Raw genomic sequence first — 2,492 nt, forward strand, 5'->3', positions numbered from 1 at the left:
ACCATAAATGCCGCGTTCAAGCATTGGCTGCCGCCTTCGCCTCGATTTTGGAAGATTATCGCGCAGATTTTCCTGCGCAACTGCAACACATGCCGCGCACGATCCATATTCTGTCCGCTAGCCTGCCGAGAGGAAAGCCGCGCCATGGACATTTTCAACCCCGATCTCATCGCCTTGCCGCAGGGCAGCAATTTCATCGGCGGGCGGCGTGTCATCGGGCGCGGTCCCGCCATCCCGGTACGGCGGCCCTCTGATGGACGGGTCTATGCCGATCTCGACAGCGTGGACGAAGCGCAACTGGGCGAGGCAGTCGAGGATGCGCAGCGCGCCTATAAGAGCAGCGGCTGGGCACAGACCGACCCGCGCGGGCGGATGCGCGTGCTGCGTCGCTGGGCCGACCTGATCGAGGCCGACATGGAGACGCTCGCCCCGCTCGAAGCGCTCGGCTCCACCCGGATGATCCACGAAATTCGCGCCTGGGACGTGACCTATACCGCCGAAACCGTCCGCTTCTTTGCCGAATGGGCGGACAAGGTCGGCGGCGAGGTGGCGGCGACCACGCCCGACAAGCTCGGCCTCACTATCCACGAACCCTATGGCGTCGTCGCGGCTATCGCGCCGTGGAACCTGCCACTGGTCATGGCCGCCTGGAAAATCGCGCCCGCCATCGCAGCGGGCAACAGCATCGTCCTCAAACCATCGGAAATGACGCCGTTCAGCATCGTGCGCCTTGCCGAACTGGCGATCGAAGCGGGCCTGCCTGCGGGCATCTTCAACATCGTGCAGGGCGATGGGCGATCGGTCGGCGATCCGCTGGTCCGCCGACCCGAAGTGGCTAAGGTCACCTTCACCGGATCGACCGCGACCGGCGCGGCGATCATGACCGCCTGCGCCCAGACCGGGCCAAAGCCGGTTACGCTGGAACTCGGCGGCAAAAGCCCGCAGATCATCTTCGCCGACGCCGCGCTGGACAAGGCGGCGGCGATCGTCGCGCGGGCGATCACGCTCAATGCGGGCCAGGTCTGCGTCGCTGGCTCCCGCCTGCTGGTGCAGGAGAGTGTCGCAGACCAAGTCATCGATCGCATCATCACGTCTTTTGCTGCGCACAAAATGGGCCCCACCTGGGCCAGCGACAGCACGCTTGGCCCCATCATTTCGGAAGGGCAGCTCGACCGGATCGATGGCATAGTCCAGCGCGCCGTGGCCGCTGGCGCGCACGTCCTGACCGGCGGTGGTCGCGCCGCCGCGCCGCAGGATGGCAGCTATTTCCAGCCCACTTTGCTGCAATATGCTGCGCAGCAAAGCGAGGCGGTGCAGGGTGAGATTTTCGGCCCCGTACTGACCGTCCAGACCTTTGCCGACGATGATCAAGCCTATGCGCTGGCCAATGACAACGCCTATGGCCTCGCCGCTGGTGTACATACCACGGACGTCGCGCGCGCCCTGCGCGCCACCCGTTCGCTTGAAGCTGGGACCATCTGGGTCAATCGCTATGGCCGCAGCAACGACTTCATCCTGCCCACCGGCGGCTATAAGCAATCAGGCATCGGCAAGGATCTGGGGCGGGAAGCCTATCTCGCCAACCTCAAGACCAAGGTCGCGCTGATCGAGTTCTGAAGGCAGGGCGTGCCCGAAAGACCATGTCGCGCCGACGGCATGGGCATGGGAAGCGCACCACATGAACACAGCCCTCCCCCACGGTGATCGCGCCGCCACTGGTGACGCTCGCGTGACGGTGTGGTATGATGGCGCATGTCCCTTATGCCGCCGCGAAATTGATCTGATGCGCCGATTGGACCGGCGCGACCGGTTGCATTTTGTCGACGTAGCGCGCGACGGCGCTACTTGCCCGATCGACCGTGCCGCCCTGCTGGCGCGCTTCCACGCCTGCGAGGATGGCCGGATGCTGGAGGGCGCAGCGGCCTTCGCCGCCATGTGGCGCGCCATTCCGCTGCTCCGTCCCTTGGGCCTGCTCGCGCGCTATCGCCCCGTTCTGGCGCTGCTCGACCGGCTTTACACCTACTTCCTGCGCTGGCGACCGGCGCTGCAAAGGCGGCTACGATGAGCGATCGCTATCGCAAAGTGCCCTCGGCCCGACTGTCGCGCTTTGCCGCCTTCGGTCAGATGGCGGGCGGCGTAGCATCCGGCATGGTGGCGGAGGGCGCAAGGCGGCTGGCGCGCGGGGAGCGACCGCAAATGCGCGACCTGTTGCTCACGCCCGGCAATGCGCAGCGCGTGACCGAACAATTGTCGCGCCTGCGCGGCGCGGCGATGAAGCTTGGACAGATGATCTCGCTCGACGCGGGCGACATGCTGCCGCCGGAACTGACGGCGATCCTCGCCAAGTTGCGCGACAATGCCCATCATATGCCGCCTGCCCAATTGCAAAAGGTGCTGGCAACGCAATGGGGGCAGGACTGGCGGCGGCGCTTTGCCCATTTCGAAGCCAGCCCGATCGCGGCCGCCTCGATCGGCCAGGTCCATCGCGCCCG

Annotated in this window: 3 protein-coding genes; all 3 read left to right on the plus strand. The window is 65.8% G+C overall.

Annotation, left to right across the window (positions count from 1 at the left end):
• Positions 1–144 precede the first annotated feature (144 nt).
• Complete coding sequence (locus tag IL54_RS17485) at positions 145–1,617, plus strand: aldehyde dehydrogenase family protein (protein WP_037477327.1); 1,473 nt, start codon at positions 145–147, stop codon at positions 1,615–1,617.
• Positions 1,618–1,678: 61 nt separating this feature from the next.
• Positions 1,679–2,065, plus strand: a complete 387-nt coding sequence (locus IL54_RS17490) for a DCC1-like thiol-disulfide oxidoreductase family protein (protein ID WP_052027739.1) — start codon at positions 1,679–1,681, stop codon at positions 2,063–2,065.
• On the plus strand, positions 2,062–2,492 hold a 431-nt coding region (locus IL54_RS23240), incomplete at its 3' end, for an AarF/UbiB family protein (protein ID WP_162182253.1). The genes IL54_RS17490 and IL54_RS23240, both read left to right, overlap by 4 nt.

The organism is Sphingobium sp. ba1 (assembly GCF_000743655.1).
Classification (GTDB): domain Bacteria; phylum Pseudomonadota; class Alphaproteobacteria; order Sphingomonadales; family Sphingomonadaceae; genus Sphingobium.